Here is a 19347-nt window from a genome sequence, read left to right as displayed (position 1 = left end):
CGCTTTAGGTTAGAAGAATCTTGGTGAACTTGATACTTTCTTTGGAAAATTCAAATCAAACAACAATATTAACTCGTGAGAAGATGGCGTTGTTACTTTCAAATCCGAAACGATATGATCATATGCGTAACCTATCTTAATTGATGGCGTTACTGCATAATTTATCATCGCTCCAAAACTATCTTCTAAACGATACGTTCCTCCTACCTCAAATTTCTGATTGAATAAAAAATTAGCCGATAAATCTAAAGATGTTGGTGCTCCAAAAGCCGATTTCATCATAAAAAATGGCTTGAACTTAACCGTATCATTAATATCAAAAACATACCCTCCTGTTAAAAAGTAATGCGATGTCTCTGAACCAAATTCTAACTCCTCACCTGTTCGTTGGATATCCAAATGTTTTGACTTTAACATATTAGGAACTGATAATCCTAAATAATACTTGTTCGTATAATAGAAAAATCCTGAACCTAAATTAAAATAGGTGTTGCTTATATCTTCACTAAAAGCTGGATCACTAGGCTGTGGTAACGTATGATTTATATCACTATACAACCCTACATTATGAAACGTTAATCCCACTTTTAATCCAAAGGCTAACTTGTGATCGCCTCCTAAATTTAATGTGTACGAAAAATCTCCATAGACATTGTTCTCCTCAACGGGTCCAATCTTGTCTGATATAAAACTAAGACCCATACCAACATTCTTTCCAACTGGAGCATGACCGAAAAATGTCCCCGTAGTAGGTGCATCCTCTATCTCAATCCACTGCTTTCGGTATAATAACCCCATCGATAAATTATCCTTACTTCCCGCATAAGCCGGATTCATAACACTCATATTATACATGTATTGTGTATAATGTGGGTCTTGTTGTGCTTGTAAGTCTACTATAGTAGAAAATACAACTAAAGCTACTAAATATAGTTTCTTCATTATTCTTATTTTTTATGGCTGCTACCAAAGTAACAGCCTTTTTTATTATTGCTGTCTATTAATATATACCCAACCTGTTTTAGCAGGTAAACCATTAAATTCAATTACATAATAGTATGTACCATCTGGTAATTCATTTCCGCTATCAGACTGTCCATACCATTCATTAGAATAATTTGATTTACTATAAACTTTAGTACCATATCTGTTAAATATCTCAACTTTGCTAACATCATAACCAGATAAATCCCATATATCATTATCTCCATCGTTATTAGGAGAAATACCATTTGGAATTAAACAAAATATATTGTTAATTGTTACAAAATCGCTTGTCATACAACCATTTAAAGTAACTTGAATTTCGTAAGTATCAGAACTTGTAACAACTATAGTAGAAGTTGAGCCTAATAAATCACCATTACTATTAAACCATTGATATGTCGCATTTAAAGTTTCTGATACATTTAATTCATAATTCACTCCATTACATCCATGAGTGATTGATATAGAAGGCGATAATAATTGTGCACCATTGCTAAAACTTGCTGATGTTAATGAAGTACATCCACCATTAGTTGCTGTTACTGTATAACTTGTTCCAACTGTCATGCCAGATATTACGCCTGCCGCTCCTACTGTTGGACCTACCGGTATAAATATGTATGTATTTGATGCACTATAATTTGTTATAGTTGAACTTCCATCTGATGAACAACTAGCTGCAACCGATACAATATTTGGTATTGCAGGTGTTGGTAATTGTGCAGCATTGCTAAAACTTGCTGATGCAATTGAAGTACAACTACCATTTGTTGCTGTTACCGTGTAACTTGTTCCAACTGTCATACCTGATATTACGCCTGACGCCCCTACATTTGGTCCAGCTGGTATAAATGTATAGGTATTAGAAGCGCTATAATTTGATATAGCTGAACTTCCTGCAGCAGAACAACTAGCTGCAACCGATGTGATAGATGGTACTGCTGGTGTTGGTAATTGTGCAGCATTACTAAAACTTGCTGATGCTACTGAAGTACATCCGCCATTTGTTGCTGTTACTGTATAACTTGTACCAACTGTCATGCCTGATATTAAACCTGTTGCTCCTACTGTTGGGCCTACTGGTAAAAATGTATAGGTGCTAGATGCGTTATAATTTGATATAGTTGAACTTCCATCTGAAGAACAATCTGCAGTAATTGATGCGATTGTTGGTGTTGATGGTGGTGGTAATTGTGCAGCATTACTAAAACTCGCTGATGCTAATGAAGTACATCCACTATTAGTTGCTGTTACCGTATAACTTGTTCCAACTGTCATGCCAGATATTATCCCTGCAACTCCTACTGTCGGACCTGCTGGTGTAAATGCATAGGTATTAGATGCACTATAATTTGATATAATTGAACTTCCATCTGATAAACAATCTGCAGCAATTGATGTGATTGTTGGCGTTTCAGTTGGCAGCGGTATATTAATTGTGAATGTCAATGGACTAGAAGAACAACCTGTCATTAAATCTAATGCAACTAAGGAGTATGTTCCTGGAGCCACATTACTAAAATTAACACTAGATTGAGTTGAAGATGTAACACCATTACTTAATGTATACTCATAATTTGAAACATATAGAGTATAAATTCCAACATTAGAATAATCAGGTAAATTAGGTGCAGTATTTGTCCAATCGATTACTTGCCAATCAGCAGGATTCCAAGTCATAGTTGGTAGTACTGCATTAGTATTTCTTCTATAATTGTATCCAACTCCACCTGCTGGGGTAAAAACAACACCATTTACTCCCCAAATATCAACTTCAACATCAGTACTAGTTGTTAAAACAATACTATCATTGTTATTAACCCCAGCACAAGTAGTAAAAGTTAAGTCAGGAACAATACCCCCTTGATTAGGGCTATTACTTAATTTAACAACAACTACATCATTGTTAGCCAAAATACCACTTAATAATAAATTACAAGCAGGGGCTCCAGTTGTAGAAGTATAAATTTTCAATCTATAGTTTGCTAAATCTATTGGAGCACCTGTTCCGTTATAAATTTCAACATAAGTTAAAGAACCTGATTGAGCATCAGTTATCTCAGAAATGAATAAATTCGTTGGAATATTCAACTGATTATTAACAGGAGAAGTAACTGTGAATGCAGCTGTTTGATTTGAACAAACAGGGTTCTGAGTTATGTTTATAACTGGAACCGGAATAGAAGTTACAACAACTGTTCCTGTTTGACCATTGATAACATTACTACAAATCCCTAAATTTACACCCGTTAATGTTACTGTAACATTTGAAGTTGGTAAGTTCATCGATAATGTAACAGTTCCTAATGCACCAATAGTAATTGTTTCTGGTACACCACCATTTACATTGTAAGAAACTAAAGCATTAGGTGTCCCTGTAATAATGAACTCAGCATTACCTACTCCAAGACAAATATTAGTATCTACTACTGATAAAGTAGCCGTTGGTAAAGCATTTACTAAAACAGATGATGAATTACTAACAGGTATTGAACATGAAGTATTAAAAATATTAATTAATTGCATCACAACGTTTCCTGCAGCTGGTGTATTAATAGTGACTGTTGCCAATCCACTTGTATTTAATGTAGTTGTTTGAGGAACTCCTCCATTTATTGTATAAGTTACATTAAAATTTGGAGAACCTTCAATTGTAAATACAGCATTCGCTCCAACACAAATTTCAGTATTTGAAGTAACTTGAGTAATTGAAGGAGAGAAATTTGTAATGACAACTGGAGTTGGAACTAAAATAGTACAACCATTAATTAGGAAGCTGAAATTAGCATACGTTCCCGTATTTAAACCTGATAAAATGATTTGACCATTTGAATTAGCAATATAATTTATTGGGCCAACAACAACTGAATTATCAGTATATGTAACTGAATAAGTTGTTCCAGGAACAAATCCAGAGACTGTTATTGTTGCATTAGAGCTACCACATTGTTCATTTGTAGACGTAAAAATTGGCGATGCTTGAATTGTAAAATTCGCAATATAATTTACACCACCATTATTGACTAAAATTGTATCATCACAATCTGTAGTACTATTATTATCTCCAGTTAAATCAAAATATAATTCAACTACATAATTTCCTGGAGCTAATAAAGTTAAATCTAATGGCGATTCTGAATCACCTAATACTTCTTGCCATTTCTGATCTCCTGCATTACAAGTTCCTCCTGATGCAAAATTTCCTGCAACACAATTATCAAAAAATGGTAAATTTAAAATTGTAAAAGGACCTGGAGCAGTACTTGCTTGATAAATTCTATAATTTAATCTCGCACTACAAACATTTGAAGTAGGTGTTTTAAAAGATTTTAATTCAGCACCTCTAAGGATAAGATTCCCTGAGTTTTGAACATATGTTCCTAAATTACTATTTGGGAATATATTTCCACTAGCACCTATTAAATCTGTACCTACACCCGTTACATTATAGAAAGCTCCATCGGTAGCAGTGTTTGTACAGTTTTCAACCCATACTGCTGTTGCAAATGAATTAAAAGTACATGTCGCTATTATTTCAACATTCATTTCGAAAGTTGGTGAACATGGGAAAGTAGCAACTGTAGGAGTAAACACATATAAAAATGTTCCTGCAGTAGCGGTACTAATTTGCGTAACTGGATTTCCAGCTAAAGCCCATTGTCCTGTAACTCCGTTTAATGATGTAGTACTCAATGGAATATTTGCAGCACCTAAACAGATTGCACCAGGAGTAGAAAAAGTTGGTACAATTGTATCATTAAGTGTAACAACAATTTCATCATCTATAGTATTAATTCCACATGTAATTCTACATTTATATGTTCCTGATTGATATACCGTCAAAGTGCTTAGTGTTTCTCCAGGAATTAAAACACCATTAAAGAACCATTGATAAGCATCAGCAGTTGTATTAGTAGAAACTATTTGATAAGAATCAGCACAAAGTACTTGATTTGTACCTATGTTATTAGTACAAACAATATCACAATTCGTAGAACCAGCTCCAGTTCCGTTTAAATTTGTTTGCGTAAATGTAACTGTACCTGGTTGATTACTAAAGTTTGTAATTAACACAATATAAATATCATTAAGTTGAGCGTTATTGATAGTGAAATTTTCAACAGAAACAAAAGAATAACTACAAGACGCTATATTATTTGGTATAGTAGTATTTCCGTCAGGAAAATCATGCAAATCATTACATGATGCAGCAAATTCAGCTGGAGTAAAAGGTCCCCAAATAATATAATCTACATCTATGCCATTACCTGTTGCATTATTAGTTTGTGAAATTTGGAAATTTAAATTTCCAGTCTGACTTACTTGCATGAAATACCATGATGGATTTGGAGAAGTACTTAAACAACCTATTGAACCATAACTTGGAACACCTACTGAATTCGTGTAAACTAAACCAGTTTCTCCACAAAATGCAGATGCGTCAGAACAATCTACTGGAGTACCAACACACATAGTGAAAGTAGTATTTTGACCAGCAGTTCCTGTAAAAGTATATACTCTAATATAATAGGTTTGACCTGGAGTTAAATTTGTAGCTATACTACTATTATTATCACTACAGTACAATTGCGTTAACGCCCCACATGAACCAGAATATACAACATGATACAAATCTGTTGTGCTTCCTGCAACGTTTACAAGCGTAATATTATGTGTTCCTTCCGTAGCCGTAAATTGAAACCAAACATCATCATCGTCATTTCCAGCACATCCATTAGGATTAGGAGAAGGTGTTGCTCCTAAAACAGTACCTGTAACAGAATTAATACAAGCCGTTCCAATATTCACGGGAACATTTATTGCTGCTGCACATTCGTCATTTGAAATTAAAGTTGCAAAATTTTTAGGGCCTGCCCAAATACTTGAATCTGTTAGACTACATATAGCTCTAACATATACTTCAAAAGAAGTTGCAGATGGATATCCTGAAAAACTATATGATGGAGTACCTACTGTTGCAGTTGGTGTTGCTCCAATTGGCGGATATCCAGTTCCGGCAGGCTGAATAATAACTTCCCATTGTGTAGCACCTGCATTATCTGTCCATGTAACAGTTCCTGAATCAATTGTTATACCACTTACAACAATATTAGTAGGGGCTGGACAAGTTGGTGGTGTACATGAAGCTGGACCAGTATATAAAACCGTACCTTGAGTACCTGAATTAAAAGGCTTATTATAAATTTGAACCCCCAAAGGATCAACTATAGAAACACCAACTTCTCCAGGAAAAGTTCCTCCAGTATTCCAAAACAATTCAAAAGGTTGGTTACTACATAATGCTACCGTTACATTTACAGGGCCTGCACCTGCAGTAAAAGTTCCTCCTATAGTTGCTATTGTTTGACCAAACTGTCTAATTGTCATAGTATTTCCATTCCATCCATCACCCCATGAATCTGTCATTCTAAAAATAAAATCACATCGTTGAGAGGCTGCACACAATCCTGTTGTAAAAGTTCCTGATTCAGATAAAGGACTTATATTGTCTTGACCACAAATAGCTCTTACATAAAAATCATAAGATGTAGCAGCAGTAAGACCAGTTAAGGTATAAGAATTATTTGTAGTAATCCCTGTAACAATTGTACCAGCACCTGTTCCAGGAGTAAAACCAACTGCCCCATATTCAACTTCCCATTGAGAGGCACCTGTTGGGTTGCTCCAACTTAAATTAACAGAAGTATCACCTATAGCTGAAACTAATAAATTAGCTGGCTGTAGACATTGTCTATCAACTTTAACCTTATCTAATATCCAACGATCTCCTAACCCCCCTGTAACTTCATGAACAAAAGCAATATGCACATTTTGATTGGCATAGGCATCTAACAAAACGAAAAATTGTTGAAATCCTGTTTCGTTAATTTGTAACTCTGTGTACGTTGCTAAAGTAGTTGTAAATGAAGCGATATTCTGATCAGTAGTTGACAATAATACTTTATAAACACTACCTTGTTCTCCACCAGAAACTGATCGAGCAAAAAATCGCACTTGTCCATTTGCCGGCACTGTAACTTGCGGTGTAATCAACCAATCTTGTGCAAGACCAGGGATACTCCCTTCACGTGTTGACATAGCTGAGGCTACGCCAATAGTCCATTGATTAGGAAGTATTGTATTTCTACCCCATGATTGAACAGTTCCAATGCCGTTATCTGTTACCACCCAACCAGTAGGGGGGAAAGTCGCACTTTCAAATTCTTCGGACAATTGTCCAAAGGCAAAAAAAGTAAAAAACGACATGAAAAAAAGTAATAATTTTTTCATTGTTATTTTATAGTTATGGTTTGATTAATTATCCAAAGTTACATAATAAATTAACCTAAAAACTTAATATCGATAAAATGCATTTTTTATCGATAAAATGCATTTTTTACCATTATATAATTTATGTATATTTGTAAAATAAACAAATAACTTTGAAAATAAACTCAAAAATCTATTTTGCATCCGATCAACATTTTGGAGCTCCAACGCCAAAAATGAGTTTCCCTAGGGAACAAAAATTTATTAATTGGCTAGATGAAATAAAAAAAGATGCCGATGCAATTTTTCTTTTAGGTGATTTATTCGACTTTTGGTTTGAGTACAAAACTGTTGTCCCAAAGGGATTCATAAGGGTTTTGGGAAAATTGGCAGAAATTAAAGATTCTGGCATTCCAATCTATTTTTTTGTAGGAAATCATGACTTATGGATGAGCGATTATTTCCAAAAAGAACTAAACATTCCTGTTTATCATGATAATCAAGAATTCACATTTAATGGAAAAACATTTTTGATTGGTCACGGCGATGGAAAAGGCCCAGGCGATATGGGTTACAAACGCATGAAAAAAGTGTTTACCAATCCGTTTTCAAAATGGTTATTTCGTTGGTTGCATCCCGATATTGGTGTAAAATTGGCTCAATATTTATCCGTAAAAAACAAATTGATTTCTGGAGCCGAAGATGTAAAATATTTAGGCGAAGACAATGAATGGTTAGTACAATATTGCAAACGAAAGTTAGAAACAAAACTATACAATTTCTTTGTTTTTGGTCACCGTCATTTGCCTTTAGAAATTGAATTAACACCAGATTCAAAATACATTAATTTAGGCGATTGGATTGGCTACTTCACTTATGGAGTTTTTGATGGAGAAAAAATGGAATTGAAAGAATTCAAAAACTAAATTGTTTCTAAATCTTTTTCGATATCTAATTCTCTGAATTTTGGCGAGGCTACGGCGGTAACTCCCACAATTCCTAAAGTCATCATACCACCAAAAACAACTGCTGGAACTACTCCCATAATTTTGGATGCTAAACCGCTTTCAAAAGCACCTAATTCATTAGACGAACCCACAAAAATCGAATTCACAGAAGACACACGTCCGCGCATATGGTCAGGAGTGTAAATTTGAAGAATAGTTTGTCGAATTACGACAGAAATTCCATCGGTAACGCCACTCAAAAATAAAGCTACAACGGATAACCAAAAGTTGGTCGATAATCCGAAAATGATAATACAAACCCCAAATCCGAAAACGGCTAACAACAAATTTTTACCTGCTTTTTGATGTAACGGAATAGAGGTAGCCACTAACATCGTAATCAACCCACCAATAGCTGGTGCTGCTCTCAAAATTCCGAAACCTTCTGAACCCACTTTTAAAATATCTTGCGCAAAAATAGGCAATAAGGCTACCGCTCCTCCAAATAAAACAGCAAACATATCAAGCGAAATCGCATTCAAAATAGGTTTTGAATGAAATACAAACGACAATCCTTCTTTCAAACTTTTGAAAATCGGTTCGCCTATTTTTGGATTTAAAATAGGTTTTCTTTCAATTTGTGTCAGTACGATTAGAGCTATTACAACACAAAAAACCACAAAAACCAACGACCAAAACACGCCAACCCAACCAATTGCAAATCCTGCTAATGCCGGTCCGATTACTGCCGCAACTTGCCAAGTAGAACTGCTCCATGTCGCTGCGTTTGGTTGTTCTTTTTTAGGAATAATTAATCCCAATAAACTAAAAACAGACGGAATTAAAAAAGCACGAATGATGCCGCCCACAAAAACTAAAGCATAAATGCCGTAAAAAATTGTGTTTTGTGAATAAGAAGCTATAAAATTGGGATGCACCAACAAACATAGCAAAGCACTAATTGCTGCTAATCCTGAAAAACATTTAATCAACAAACCTCTCTTTTCGTTTTGATCTACAATGTGTCCAGCAAACAAAGCCATACTTATCGCCGGAATAATCTCCATTAACCCAATTAAACCTAGTGATAATGGATCTTTTGTCATGCGATACACTTCCCATTCAATCAACACAAATTGCATCGACCAAGCCAATACAATAAACAATCGCATGGCTAAAAACCAGCGAAATTCGGGAATTCGTAAGGAAGAAAAAGGGTCTTTTTTAGATTTTGATGCCACGAATGCACTCTAATTAATTTTTCAAAAAATATAAACTGAACACTCGATACTGAACACTAAACACTTTATCTAATATCGCGTAATTGCAGTTGCAAAGTTACAGTATCTTTCCATTCATTTTCTTCCAATGAAAAAATAGCATCAAATTTATTTTTATGAGAAACTACATCTAATTTATTTCCCAATCCAAAACCAATTGCTCCAAAATTTTCTGAATTACCTTGTTTTACAAATGCTTTTAAATGTTCGTTATCTGCACCTAACGTTTTAGCATAACCGGAATCCGTAAGTTCTTTTGCAAGAAATAGCGGTGTCATATTTTGAGGTCCGAAAGGTTCAAATTGCCTCAAAAGACGCATTAACTTTGGATTAAGTTCTGACAATTCGATTTCGGCATCGTATGAAATTTCAGGAATTAATAAATCGGGATGAATGGTTTCTTGGACTATTTTTTCGAAGGCATTTTTGAAATTTTCGTAGTTTTCTTCCAAAAGTGTCATTCCAGCCGCATACATGTGGCCACCGAATTGTTCCAAATGTTCCGCACAAGCTTCCAAGGCATTATATACGTCGAAATCTTTCACTGAACGGGCTGAAGCCGCTAATTTTTCTCCACTTTTTGTAAAAACAATGGTTGGACGATAATAATTTTCAACCAATCGTGAAGCCACAATTCCGATAACCCCTTTGTGCCAATTTTCTTGATATACAACCGTTGAAAATCGGTTTTGCTCGTTATTTTCTTCAATTTGGAGTAAAGCTTCTTTGGTAATTTGTTTGTCTAATTCTTTTCTATCGGAATTATGTTGCTCGATTTCGGAGGCAAATTGCTCCGCTTGTTCTAAATCATATTCGGTTAATAAAGCAACGGCTTCGTTTCCGTGTTTGATTCTTCCTGCCGCATTGATTCTTGGTGCAATGATGAAAACAACATCAGTAATTGTCAAGACTTTCTTCTTTACATTTTGAATCAAAGCCTTAATTCCTGGTCGCGGATTGGAATTAATGACTTCCAATCCAAATTTTGCCAATACCCGATTTTCACCCGTAATCGGAACAATATCTGCTGCAATTGCTGTTGCTACTAAATCTAAATACAATACTAAATCATCAATGGTTTGGTTTCTGTTTTCGGCTAAAGCCTGAATCAATTTGAACCCAACACCGCAACCGCATAATTCATCATACGGATACGAACAATCGTCTCGTTTTGGATCTAAAACTGCAACCGCATCGGGTAAAATATCGCCTGGTCGGTGATGGTCGCAAATAATAAAATCGATGTTTTTTGCTTTGGCATAATTGACATGATCAATCGATTTGATACCACAATCCAATGCGATAATTAAGGAAATATCGTTGTCTTCGGCATAGTCAATTCCCATATAAGAAATGCCGTAACCTTCTGCATATCTATCGGGAATATAGGTCGCAACATTGGGATAAAAACTACGTAAATAACTCGAAACTAAAGAAACAGCAGTTGTTCCATCGACATCATAGTCACCAAAAATTAAGATATTTTCATTTTTAGCAATCGCTTTTTCAATTCGCCCAACAGCTTTGTCCATATCTTTCATCAGATACGGATTATGCAAATCGGCTAAAGTGGGACGAAAAAAGGTTTTGGCTTGTTCGAAGGTTTCAATGCCTCGCTGAACTAATAATTTTGCGATGATTGCATCGACTTGAAGAGCACTTTGAATGGCTTGTACTTTTTCTAGATTTGGCTTAGATTTTGGATTCCAACGCATAGTTTTAAAAATTAGAATTTAGAAATTAGAATTCAGAATGTTAGTTTGAACTCTGTTATTTTGGCTTATATAATTGAATGACAAAGGTATAAATATTTTTTATTTTAGCCACAGATTGCACAGATTATAAGGATTAAATCCGTAGTAATCCTGTAATCCTTGGCAAAAATTTATTGTTTATGATAAAAAATCGCCACCTCAACTTTTGCAAATTGACGGAACATTTCCATCACACCACAATATTTTTCTACCGATAAATTCACGGCTTTTTCTAGCTTTTTCTCGTCTAAATTGTTGCCATAAAAATGGTAATCTACTTTTACTTTGTGATACGTTTTTGGATGTTCTTCGGTTAGTTCACCTGATGTTTCAATTTTGAAATCGGCGACGTCTAACTTCATTTTTTCTAGTAAAGAAGCGACGTCTAAACCAGTGCAACCAGCCAAAGCTGATAACATCAACGCTTTTGGACGCAAGCCTTTTCCTTCGCCTCCATTTTCAGGACCAGCATCAATTGAAATGACATCGCCACTTGGATTTGTGGACTCAAATTGCATATTACCTTTCCAGGTAGTGGTTATGTTGTGTGTTTCCATGTTTTTTTGTTTCAAAAATAAACTTTCTTATTTTTTCATATAAGTTTCAAAGAAATTATAGTCTACTTCATAAACAATTTTAGGTTTAACACCTAATTCAGCTTTTTCAAAAAGTTTAACTAATTTCTTTCCATCTATCAGCTCAATCGGTGGCGCTCCGTCTCTTGAAGCTTCTCTTTTTGCGTCTTCAGAAAATGTCCCCGTAGTCAATATAATTCCTTTATCTGCTCTACCAATCATAGCATTTCTAAAATCTCCAATCTGAGCTCTCGAAACAGTTCCTTTATATCTTTTGCATTGAAATAAAACTTTCATACTTACAAAAGGATTTAACTCTAATGTCCCATATCCATCAATTCCACCATCGTGTGAAGCTTGAGTCACGTGAACATTCTCAAAACCATGTTCTCTTAAAAGTCTTTTACAAACATGTTCAAATCCGATTGGAGAAACACTTTGCAACACTTCCAATAAAGTCGGTGTTATTTCATTATCTAACTCTTCTGGTTCTTCTTGCTCTTGAGTTTGTACAATTTTATCTTTAGACGATTTATGTTTTTTTGCTTTCTGATGGATTTCAACCCATTTTAAAAAAATTGTTCTTGCATCATCTTGGGTTAAAAAAGTCTCTTGTCCTTTTGAAGATAATGTCCAAACACCTTTTTGTGAATTATCAAGTAAACCTTCCCAAACCAAATATTGTCGCGCCCAAGCAACTTGATTATCAAATCTTAAAATACCAGATTTCACAACCTCTTCTCTTTGAGAATCTTTAATTTTTTCAGCTTTTGCAATTTCTTCAACAACTTCTTTTGGTCTACCTGAACCTCCAAGTTCTCTCAAAGCATTCAAAAGTGGACCGAACCATTTAGTAAATTCTGCTTGAGTTGATTTTTTTCTTTTATCTGTCATTTGTTATTTTATGAAATTTATAACTGCTCACTAAAATCTGAACACTGAACACTATTTCTTCCCACCCACAACCACAACAATTTCACCTTTAGCGGGTTTTGCTTCAAAGTGTTTTAAGACTTCTTCTGCTGTTCCTCTTACGGTTTCTTCGTGTAATTTGGATAATTCTCGAGAAACAGAAACAGGTCTGTCGGCTCCGAAATATTGGACAAATTCGGCTAAGGTTTTGTTTAATTTGTGTGGCGATACATAGAAAATCATCGTACGATATTCTTCTTGTAAGGCTAAAAATCGGGTTTGTCTTCCTTTTTTATCGGGTAAAAATCCTTCGAATACGAATTTATCATTGGGTAAACCGCTATTTACCAATGCCGGCACAAAAGCAGTTGCGCCTGGTAAACATTCCACATCAATTCCGTTTTCCACACAAGCGCGTGTAAGCAAAAATCCTGGGTCGGAAATGGCTGGAGTTCCTGCATCACTGATTAAAGCAATGGTTTCGCCTGCTTGTAAACGCTTCACCAAATTTTCAACGGTTTTGTGTTCGTTGTGCATGTGGTGGCTGTGCATGTGCGTTGCAATTTCGAAGTGCTTTAGCAATTTTCCGCTGGTACGCGTGTCTTCTGCTAAAATTAAATCGACTTCTTTTAGTACTTTAATAGCACGAAAAGTCATGTCTTCTAAATTGCCAATTGGCGTTGGAACGATATATAATTTACTCATTTAAAATTATTTATAAACACGAATTAATTCGAATTTTTTAAACATATAAGTTTTTCAAAGTGAATTACTTAAAATGAAAAAGCTCATAAAAGTTTGTACAAACGAAATCGCTCTGTGTATCTCTCTTAAAAGAATCTACTTCAAAAAAACTCGGTGCATCTCTGTGTAAAAACAGAAATTTCACGAATTAGAACGAATCACCAAAAAGAGTCTGAGACTGAAAACTGTGACTGCGACTAAAATTAACTAAACTTTTTCTCCACAATTTCCATGAAACGTGTTTCGAATTCTTCGCAGCCTTCCCAATTGTTATAATCTGGTTTTACGAAATCTAAAACAAACGATTTTGCTTCTTCAAAACTATCAAACGTATTCAATTGCGAAATTACACGGTTGAAATCATCTGAACTTCCTCCAAATAATTTTTTCTCAAATCCAATTCTATCATTCAAACCAAAAGAAATTGTTTTATTCAATCGATCGTTTAATGAACTTATTTTTGGTTCATGTACTACTTTTTCAATCGTAGCTTTTACTTCTTCTTCTAGTACTTTTGGTTCCGAAGTTTCAGAATCAGCAACTACAGGTTCTGGCTGAACCTCTTCTTTTACGTCTTTCACTGGTGGAGTTACTTCCGAAGTTTCGGAATCAAAAATAGTTTCGTTTGCTTTTTCAACCTCAACAGGAACGTCTTCTACTTTTACAAAATCCAATTCTTGGTAATCGTGTACCAATAAATCTTCAAAAGAAATTTGTTTTGCTACAGGTTCTTCTGCTTTTGGTTCCGAAGCTTCGGAATCAGCAATTGGCTCTTCTTCAATTATTTCTTCCTCAATTGGTTCTTCTTCCATTGGAATCATCAAAACTTCTTCCTCCTCCTCATCATCTTCTACAACTAATTCTGCAATTACAACTTTTTCTTCCACAATAGATTCAGCAACAACTTCTTCTACTGCTGGAGCAACATCTACGTGAACTGCCTCTGAAGTTTCAACAACTTTATCCTGAATTGGCGCATCAAAAACTTCGGTTGGCTTCCCTTCTAATTTTTCAACCAAAACTTCTTCCGAAATTTCATTTTTAACCATTTCGAAATTCTCTTCATAAAAGCGTAAAATCGTCAATTGATCGTACAAATTTTTAGCTTCTTGCTGTAATTTAAGCGTTTCTGAATGGTTTTTTAACTTTAAAATTCGGTGGGCAATACTGATTAATTCAGCGGTTACTCTTTTCTTCATAACTTTATTAGATGGAATTGAATATATCGATAGTTTTTTAATAATTTTGTTTTGCTTACAAAGGTAGCAGAAAATAATTTTTAACGTACGAAAGATACAAAATGTTTCTCGAAAATACCGTAAATCAACAAGAACAATTTGGCTGGATTGAAGTAATTTGTGGCTCCATGTTTTCGGGTAAAACCGAAGAATTGATTCGCCGCTTAAAACGCGCTCAGTTTGCTAAACAAAAAGTAGAAATCTTTAAACCGGCTGTCGACACAAGATATGACGACGAAATGGTGGTTTCGCACAATAAAAATGAAATTCGTTCTACACCCGTTCCTGTTGCTGAAAACATTCGAATTTTAGCACAAGGTTGCGATGTCGTTGGTATTGACGAAGCCCAATTTTTCGATGAAGAAATTGTTGCCGTTTGTAATGATTTAGCCAACTCTGGAATTCGAGTGATTGTTGCCGGATTGGATATGGATTTTAAAGGAAACCCTTTTGGACCAATGCCTGCGCTTATGGCTACAGCCGAATATGTAACCAAAGTACACGCTATTTGTACGCGCACGGGAAATTTGGCCCATTATAGTTTTAGAAAATCGAATGATGAAAAACTAGTCATGCTAGGCGAAACCGAAGAATATGAACCTTTGAGCCGTGCCGCATACTACAGAGCCTTTCGCGAACATAAAGAAGAAAAAGAGTAATTTGAATCTCAATATCACCCATATTATTTCGTTTTGTAAAGGCGTTTTTCACGGAAATTCGACTGAGTTTACTGCAAGTCATATTTCCATAGACAGCCGTTCGTTGCAAAACGGAAGTAACACTTTGTTTTTCGCTATCAAAGGACAAAATCACGATGCACATTTGTATTTGGAAGAGTTGATTGCAAAAGGCGTTCGCTATTTTGTTGTCGAATATATTCCGGAACATTTATACGAAAAAGCGAATTTCATTATCGTTGAAAATTCGTTAAACGCATTACAACAAACTGCGATTGGCTATCGAAAACAATTCGATTTTCCATTTGTGGGAATTACCGGAAGCAACGGAAAAACCATCGTAAAAGAATGGTTGAATTTTTTGTTGAGTCCAAATCATTTGATTGTTCGAAATCCAAAAAGTTATAATTCGCAAGTTGGAGTTCCGCTATCTATCTTAGCCATTGAAGGCAATTACGATTTAGGAATTTTTGAAGCGGGAATTTCGTTACCCAATGAAATGTCGAATCTAGAGCACATCATTCAACCGAAATATGGCATTTTAACGAATATTGGTTCGGTTCACGATGAAGGTTTTGCGAATCGCGAAGCCAAAATCAAAGAGAAAATCCAACTTTTTGAAAATTGTTCTGATATTTTCTTGGAAAAGAATAGCGAAATTGAAGCTTTACTTCCAGAAAATAGTCAAAAACATACTTGGAGTTTTTCTGATGAAAGTGTCAATCTTTTCGTTTCGAAGAAAAATGAAAATGGAAAAACCGAATTAACTTTCAAAAATACAACCAATACTTTTAGTGTAATTATTCCGTTTTCGGATGAAAATTCGATTGAAAATGTAATTACTTGCGTGAATTTCATGTTGTTTTTAGGCGAAGAAATTACGTTTATACAACATCGAGTTGCGGAATTATATCCTGTAGAATTAAGACTTCAAGCCATAAAAGGCATCAATAATTGTTTGGTAATCGATGACAGTTATTCTGTGGATTATCAATCCTTGAAAATTGCGTTAGATTTCTTAGAACAACAAAAATTACACGATAAAAAAACAATTATTTTATCCGATATTTTTACGAGTGGTGGTGCTATTGAAACGCTTTACAATCAGGTAAAACAATTACTTTCGAAAAATAAAATCGAGCGCATTATAACCATTGGCGAAACCATTGGAAAACAATTGAACGATTTACCCAATGTGATTTCGTTTGCCACTACGCAAGAATTTTTACAACAATTCAATACGCAATCGTTTCAAAACGAAACCATCTTAGTGAAAGGCGCACGTGGTTTCAACTTTCATGAAATTGTGGTTTTGTTGGAAGAAAAAAATCACGAAACCATATTAGAAATTAATCTTGATGCGATTAGTTACAATCTGAATTTCTACAAATCCAAACTGAAGCACGACACCAAAATTATGGTGATGGTAAAAGCGTTTGGCTACGGAAATGGTGGTTATGAAATTGCGAAATTGCTCGAGCATCATAAAGTCGATTATTTAGGTGTTGCGTTTGCCGATGAAGGCATCGAATTACGAAAAGCCGGAATTACGACTCCAATTATGGTTTTAAATCCTGAAAACAATAGTTTTAGAGCCATGATTGCTTATAATTTAGAGCCTGAAATTTATTCGATTACGGGTTTACAAGCTTTTGTGAAAATTGCCCAACACCAAAATATTTCCCACTACCCGATTCATATTAAATTGGATACAGGAATGCATCGCTTAGGATTTGAACCGCATTTGATAGACGAATTGTGTTCGTTATTAAAAAATAACAATTTTATTAAAGTAAAAAGTGTGTTTTCGCATTTAGCCGCAAGTGATGATTTACAATTCGACGATTTTACAAAATTGCAATTTCAACGCTTTGATGCGATGTATTCGGAATTAGAGAACGTATTGCCTTCAAAACCGATTCGCCATATTTTAAACACTTCTGGAATTTTCAATTATTCGGAAAAACAGATGGAAATGGTGCGATTAGGCATTGGTTTGTATGGGATTGGAAATTCGGAACAAGAATTGAAAGTGTTGGAAAATGTGAGCACTTTAAAAACAATCATTTCTCAAATAAGAGAAGTTTCAGCCGAAGAAAGCATTGGTTACAGCCGAAGATTTCGAGTGACTCAAAAAATGAAAGTTGCTACGATTCCAATTGGCTATGCCGATGGCATTCGAAGAGCTTGGGGCAATGAAAAAGGATTTGTCATCATCAATAATCAAAAAGCGACCATCTTAGGTTCGATTTGTATGGACATGATGATGGTAGATGTTACGAATATTTCTTGCAAAACTGGAGATGAAGTGATTGTGTTTGGAAAAAACCCAAAAGTAACCGAAATAGCAAGTGTTATTGGCACGATTCCCTATGAAATTCTGACTGGGATTTCGCAACGTGTAAAGCGAATTTTCTATAAAAATTAACAAACTATTTTAAATTTTGTATTTTCGTTATACTAAAATTAAAACTAACTCTTAAAAAATAAAAAGTATGGGAATGATTTCAGAATTTAAAGATTTTATTGCTAAAGGTAATGCAATGGACTTAGCTGTAGGAGTAATTGTTGGTGCTTCGTTTGGAGCGATTGTAAACTCTTTGGTTTCGGATGTAATAACACCTGCCTTATTAAACCCTGCCTTAAAAGCAGCTCAAGTTGAAGATTTAGCCGGATTAAAAACCGATGGTGGTATTTTATATGGTAAATTTTTAGCAGCTGTTATTAGTTTCTTAGTTATTGCCTTTGTTATCTTTTTATTGGTAAAAGCAATGAACAGCATGAAGAAAAAACAGGAACCAGCTCCAGCGGCTCCAGCAGGACCAACACAAGAGCAATTGTTAGCTGAAATTAGAGATTTATTGAAAAAATAGTCAATACCGCTACATTATATATTCTAATTAAACCCCGATTCGTCGGGGTATTTTTTTGGCGGAAACAATTCACAAAAATTCATATTCATAATAAAATATTCTATAAATTTGAAAAATGAATGAGTATAATTTAAAAATGGAATATTTAGCAATCTCCCATGAAAACACATTGGAAGCTTGTAATAATTTTGTTAATTTTTATCTTGAAAAACCAAATACTAATTTAATCATAGATTTTAGTAATTGTGTTTTTTTATATCCTGATTATGCTCTACTTTTACTTTGCTCCATTAAGTATATTGAGAGCAAAGGACATGAAGTACATGGCAAAATCAAATTAGACAAATCAAAATCAATTTATCAATATTTACTGAAAATGGATTTTTTCAGAAATCTAAAAATTGATTTACCAAAAATTGAAGCAAATGAAAAAGATTATAGTTTTGTAGAGATTCAAACTTATAATTCTGAAAACCAAATAGACGTTCAAAACAGAATAATGAAAGTACTTCGAGAAAAAAGTGTAATTGATGATGATGTTTTTACTTGTCTTGATTATTGTTTAAATGAAGTGCTTGATAATATTCTAAACCATTCAAAAGAAAAGCAAGGTTGGGTTGTTGCTCAATATTTTGGAAATCTTAATCAAATCAGATTAATGGTTGCTGATCACGGCATAGGAATTTGTAAAGCACTTAATGAAAAATACAATTTCACAGAAGAAGAAGCATTACAAAATTGTATTGTAAGTGGTATCACTAACGGAAGAGGTCAAGGGCATGGTTTGTATGCGACTTCCTTATTTGCTTCTGAAAACAAAGGATGGCTAAGTATTATATCTGGAAATAAAAAACTTGATGTTAATGAATATGAATCTAAAGTAATAGATATTAAACATTGGCAAGGTACTTGTGTATATCTTAGAATAAACACTAATGTAGTTGTTGATTATAAATTATTTACTGATCGACATTATGACCAAAAAGAACATTTATTTGATATGCTATTTGGAGATAATGAATCTTAATTAGTTTAATAACATATTATTAAGTATATTTTATATAAATTTATATATCTTTGCACCATAAAA

Annotated in this window: 13 protein-coding genes; 5 read left to right on the top strand and 8 right to left on the bottom strand. The window is 34.4% G+C overall.

Going from position 1 to position 19347, the window contains the following annotated elements:
- Window positions 1-9: 9 nt before the first annotated feature.
- Both RSE15_RS09515 and RSE15_RS09510 read right to left on the bottom strand, forming a co-directional pair.
- Window positions 10-942: a PorP/SprF family type IX secretion system membrane protein gene (locus RSE15_RS09515; RefSeq protein WP_324067983.1), complete on the bottom strand. Its 933-nt coding sequence runs from the start codon at window positions 940-942 to the stop codon at window positions 10-12.
- Between the two features lie 45 nt (window positions 943-987).
- Window positions 988-7278 (bottom strand): T9SS type B sorting domain-containing protein, encoded by a 6291-nt coding sequence (locus tag RSE15_RS09510; RefSeq protein ID WP_324067981.1) that lies wholly within the window; start codon window positions 7276-7278, stop codon window positions 988-990.
- 215 nt (window positions 7279-7493) lie between these two features.
- Between RSE15_RS09510 and RSE15_RS09505 the strand changes: the two genes are divergently transcribed.
- Entirely contained in the window at window positions 7494-8183 is a 690-nt protein-coding gene (locus tag RSE15_RS09505; RefSeq protein WP_324070445.1) for a UDP-2,3-diacylglucosamine diphosphatase, read from the top strand.
- Here the strand turns inward: RSE15_RS09505 and RSE15_RS09500 are convergent.
- The 6 genes from RSE15_RS09500 to RSE15_RS09475 form a co-directional block, all read right to left on the bottom strand.
- A complete protein-coding gene (locus RSE15_RS09500; RefSeq protein WP_416380771.1) occupies window positions 8180-9376 on the bottom strand; it encodes an MFS transporter in 1197 nt (398 codons plus the stop codon). The genes RSE15_RS09505 and RSE15_RS09500 overlap by 4 nt on opposite strands.
- 134 nt (window positions 9377-9510) lie before the next feature.
- On the bottom strand, window positions 9511-11199 hold the full coding sequence (gene recJ / locus RSE15_RS09495; RefSeq protein WP_324067976.1) for a single-stranded-DNA-specific exonuclease RecJ: 1689 nt from the start codon (window positions 11197-11199) through the stop codon (window positions 9511-9513).
- Window positions 11200-11369: 170 nt separating this feature from the next.
- Window positions 11370-11795 carry an OsmC family protein gene (locus RSE15_RS09490; RefSeq protein WP_324067974.1) on the bottom strand — a complete coding sequence of 142 codons (426 nt, stop codon included), beginning with the start codon at window positions 11793-11795 and terminating at the stop codon, window positions 11370-11372.
- Between the two features lie 27 nt (window positions 11796-11822).
- On the bottom strand, window positions 11823-12707 hold the full coding sequence (locus RSE15_RS09485) for a restriction endonuclease (RefSeq protein ID WP_324067972.1): 885 nt from the start codon (window positions 12705-12707) through the stop codon (window positions 11823-11825).
- Between the two features lie 51 nt (window positions 12708-12758).
- Window positions 12759-13430 (bottom strand): 16S rRNA (cytidine(1402)-2'-O)-methyltransferase, encoded by a 672-nt coding sequence (gene rsmI, locus RSE15_RS09480; protein WP_324067970.1) that lies wholly within the window; start codon window positions 13428-13430, stop codon window positions 12759-12761.
- Window positions 13431-13672: 242 nt separating this feature from the next.
- A complete protein-coding gene (locus RSE15_RS09475) occupies window positions 13673-14668 on the bottom strand; it encodes a DUF8457 domain-containing protein (protein ID WP_324067968.1) in 996 nt (331 codons plus the stop codon).
- A 101-nt stretch (window positions 14669-14769) separates the two neighbouring features.
- Here RSE15_RS09475 and RSE15_RS09470 point away from each other — a divergent pair, with 101 nt between their 5' ends.
- The 4 genes from RSE15_RS09470 (at window position 14770) to RSE15_RS09455 (ending at window position 19284) form a co-directional block, all read left to right on the top strand.
- The gene (locus tag RSE15_RS09470) at window positions 14770-15366 is read left to right on the top strand and encodes a thymidine kinase (protein ID WP_324067966.1); all 597 of its coding nucleotides are present in this window, start codon (window positions 14770-14772) and stop codon (window positions 15364-15366) included.
- Window position 15367: 1 nt separating this feature from the next.
- Window positions 15368-17812 carry a bifunctional UDP-N-acetylmuramoyl-tripeptide:D-alanyl-D-alanine ligase/alanine racemase gene (locus tag RSE15_RS09465; protein ID WP_324067964.1) on the top strand — a complete coding sequence of 815 codons (2445 nt, stop codon included), beginning with the start codon at window positions 15368-15370 and terminating at the stop codon, window positions 17810-17812.
- A 67-nt stretch (window positions 17813-17879) separates the two neighbouring features.
- Entirely contained in the window at window positions 17880-18257 is a 378-nt protein-coding gene (mscL, locus tag RSE15_RS09460; protein ID WP_324067962.1) for a large conductance mechanosensitive channel protein MscL, read from the top strand.
- A 136-nt stretch (window positions 18258-18393) separates the two neighbouring features.
- Window positions 18394-19284: an ATP-binding protein gene (locus RSE15_RS09455; protein ID WP_324067960.1), complete on the top strand. Its 891-nt coding sequence runs from the start codon at window positions 18394-18396 to the stop codon at window positions 19282-19284.
- Window positions 19285-19347 lie beyond the last annotated feature (63 nt).

This window comes from Flavobacterium sp. (genome assembly GCF_035195345.1).
In the GTDB taxonomy this organism is placed as follows: domain Bacteria; phylum Bacteroidota; class Bacteroidia; order Flavobacteriales; family Flavobacteriaceae; genus Flavobacterium.
The sequence above is the reverse complement of the archived record's forward strand: the minus strand, read 5'-3'. Positions and strand labels throughout refer to the sequence as shown.

Coding starts and splice junctions, on each gene's coding strand:
- RSE15_RS09515 (WP_324067983.1), bottom strand. CDS start 942: ATGAAGAAACTATATTTAGTAGCTTTAGTTGTATTTTCTACTATAGTA.
- RSE15_RS09510 (WP_324067981.1), bottom strand. CDS start 7,278: ATGAAAAAATTATTACTTTTTTTCATGTCGTTTTTTACTTTTTTTGCC.
- RSE15_RS09505 (WP_324070445.1), top strand. CDS start 7,494: ATGAGTTTCCCTAGGGAACAAAAATTTATTAATTGGCTAGATGAAATA.
- RSE15_RS09500 (WP_416380771.1), bottom strand. CDS start 9,376: ATGCGATTGTTTATTGTATTGGCTTGGTCGATGCAATTTGTGTTGATT.
- recJ (WP_324067976.1), bottom strand. CDS start 11,199: ATGCGTTGGAATCCAAAATCTAAGCCAAATCTAGAAAAAGTACAAGCC.
- RSE15_RS09490 (WP_324067974.1), bottom strand. CDS start 11,795: ATGGAAACACACAACATAACCACTACCTGGAAAGGTAATATGCAATTT.
- RSE15_RS09485 (WP_324067972.1), bottom strand. CDS start 12,707: ATGACAGATAAAAGAAAAAAATCAACTCAAGCAGAATTTACTAAATGG.
- rsmI (WP_324067970.1), bottom strand. CDS start 13,430: ATGAGTAAATTATATATCGTTCCAACGCCAATTGGCAATTTAGAAGAC.
- RSE15_RS09475 (WP_324067968.1), bottom strand. CDS start 14,668: ATGAAGAAAAGAGTAACCGCTGAATTAATCAGTATTGCCCACCGAATT.
- RSE15_RS09470 (WP_324067966.1), top strand. CDS start 14,770: ATGTTTCTCGAAAATACCGTAAATCAACAAGAACAATTTGGCTGGATT.
- mscL (WP_324067962.1), top strand. CDS start 17,880: ATGGGAATGATTTCAGAATTTAAAGATTTTATTGCTAAAGGTAATGCA.
- RSE15_RS09455 (WP_324067960.1), top strand. CDS start 18,394: ATGGAATATTTAGCAATCTCCCATGAAAACACATTGGAAGCTTGTAAT.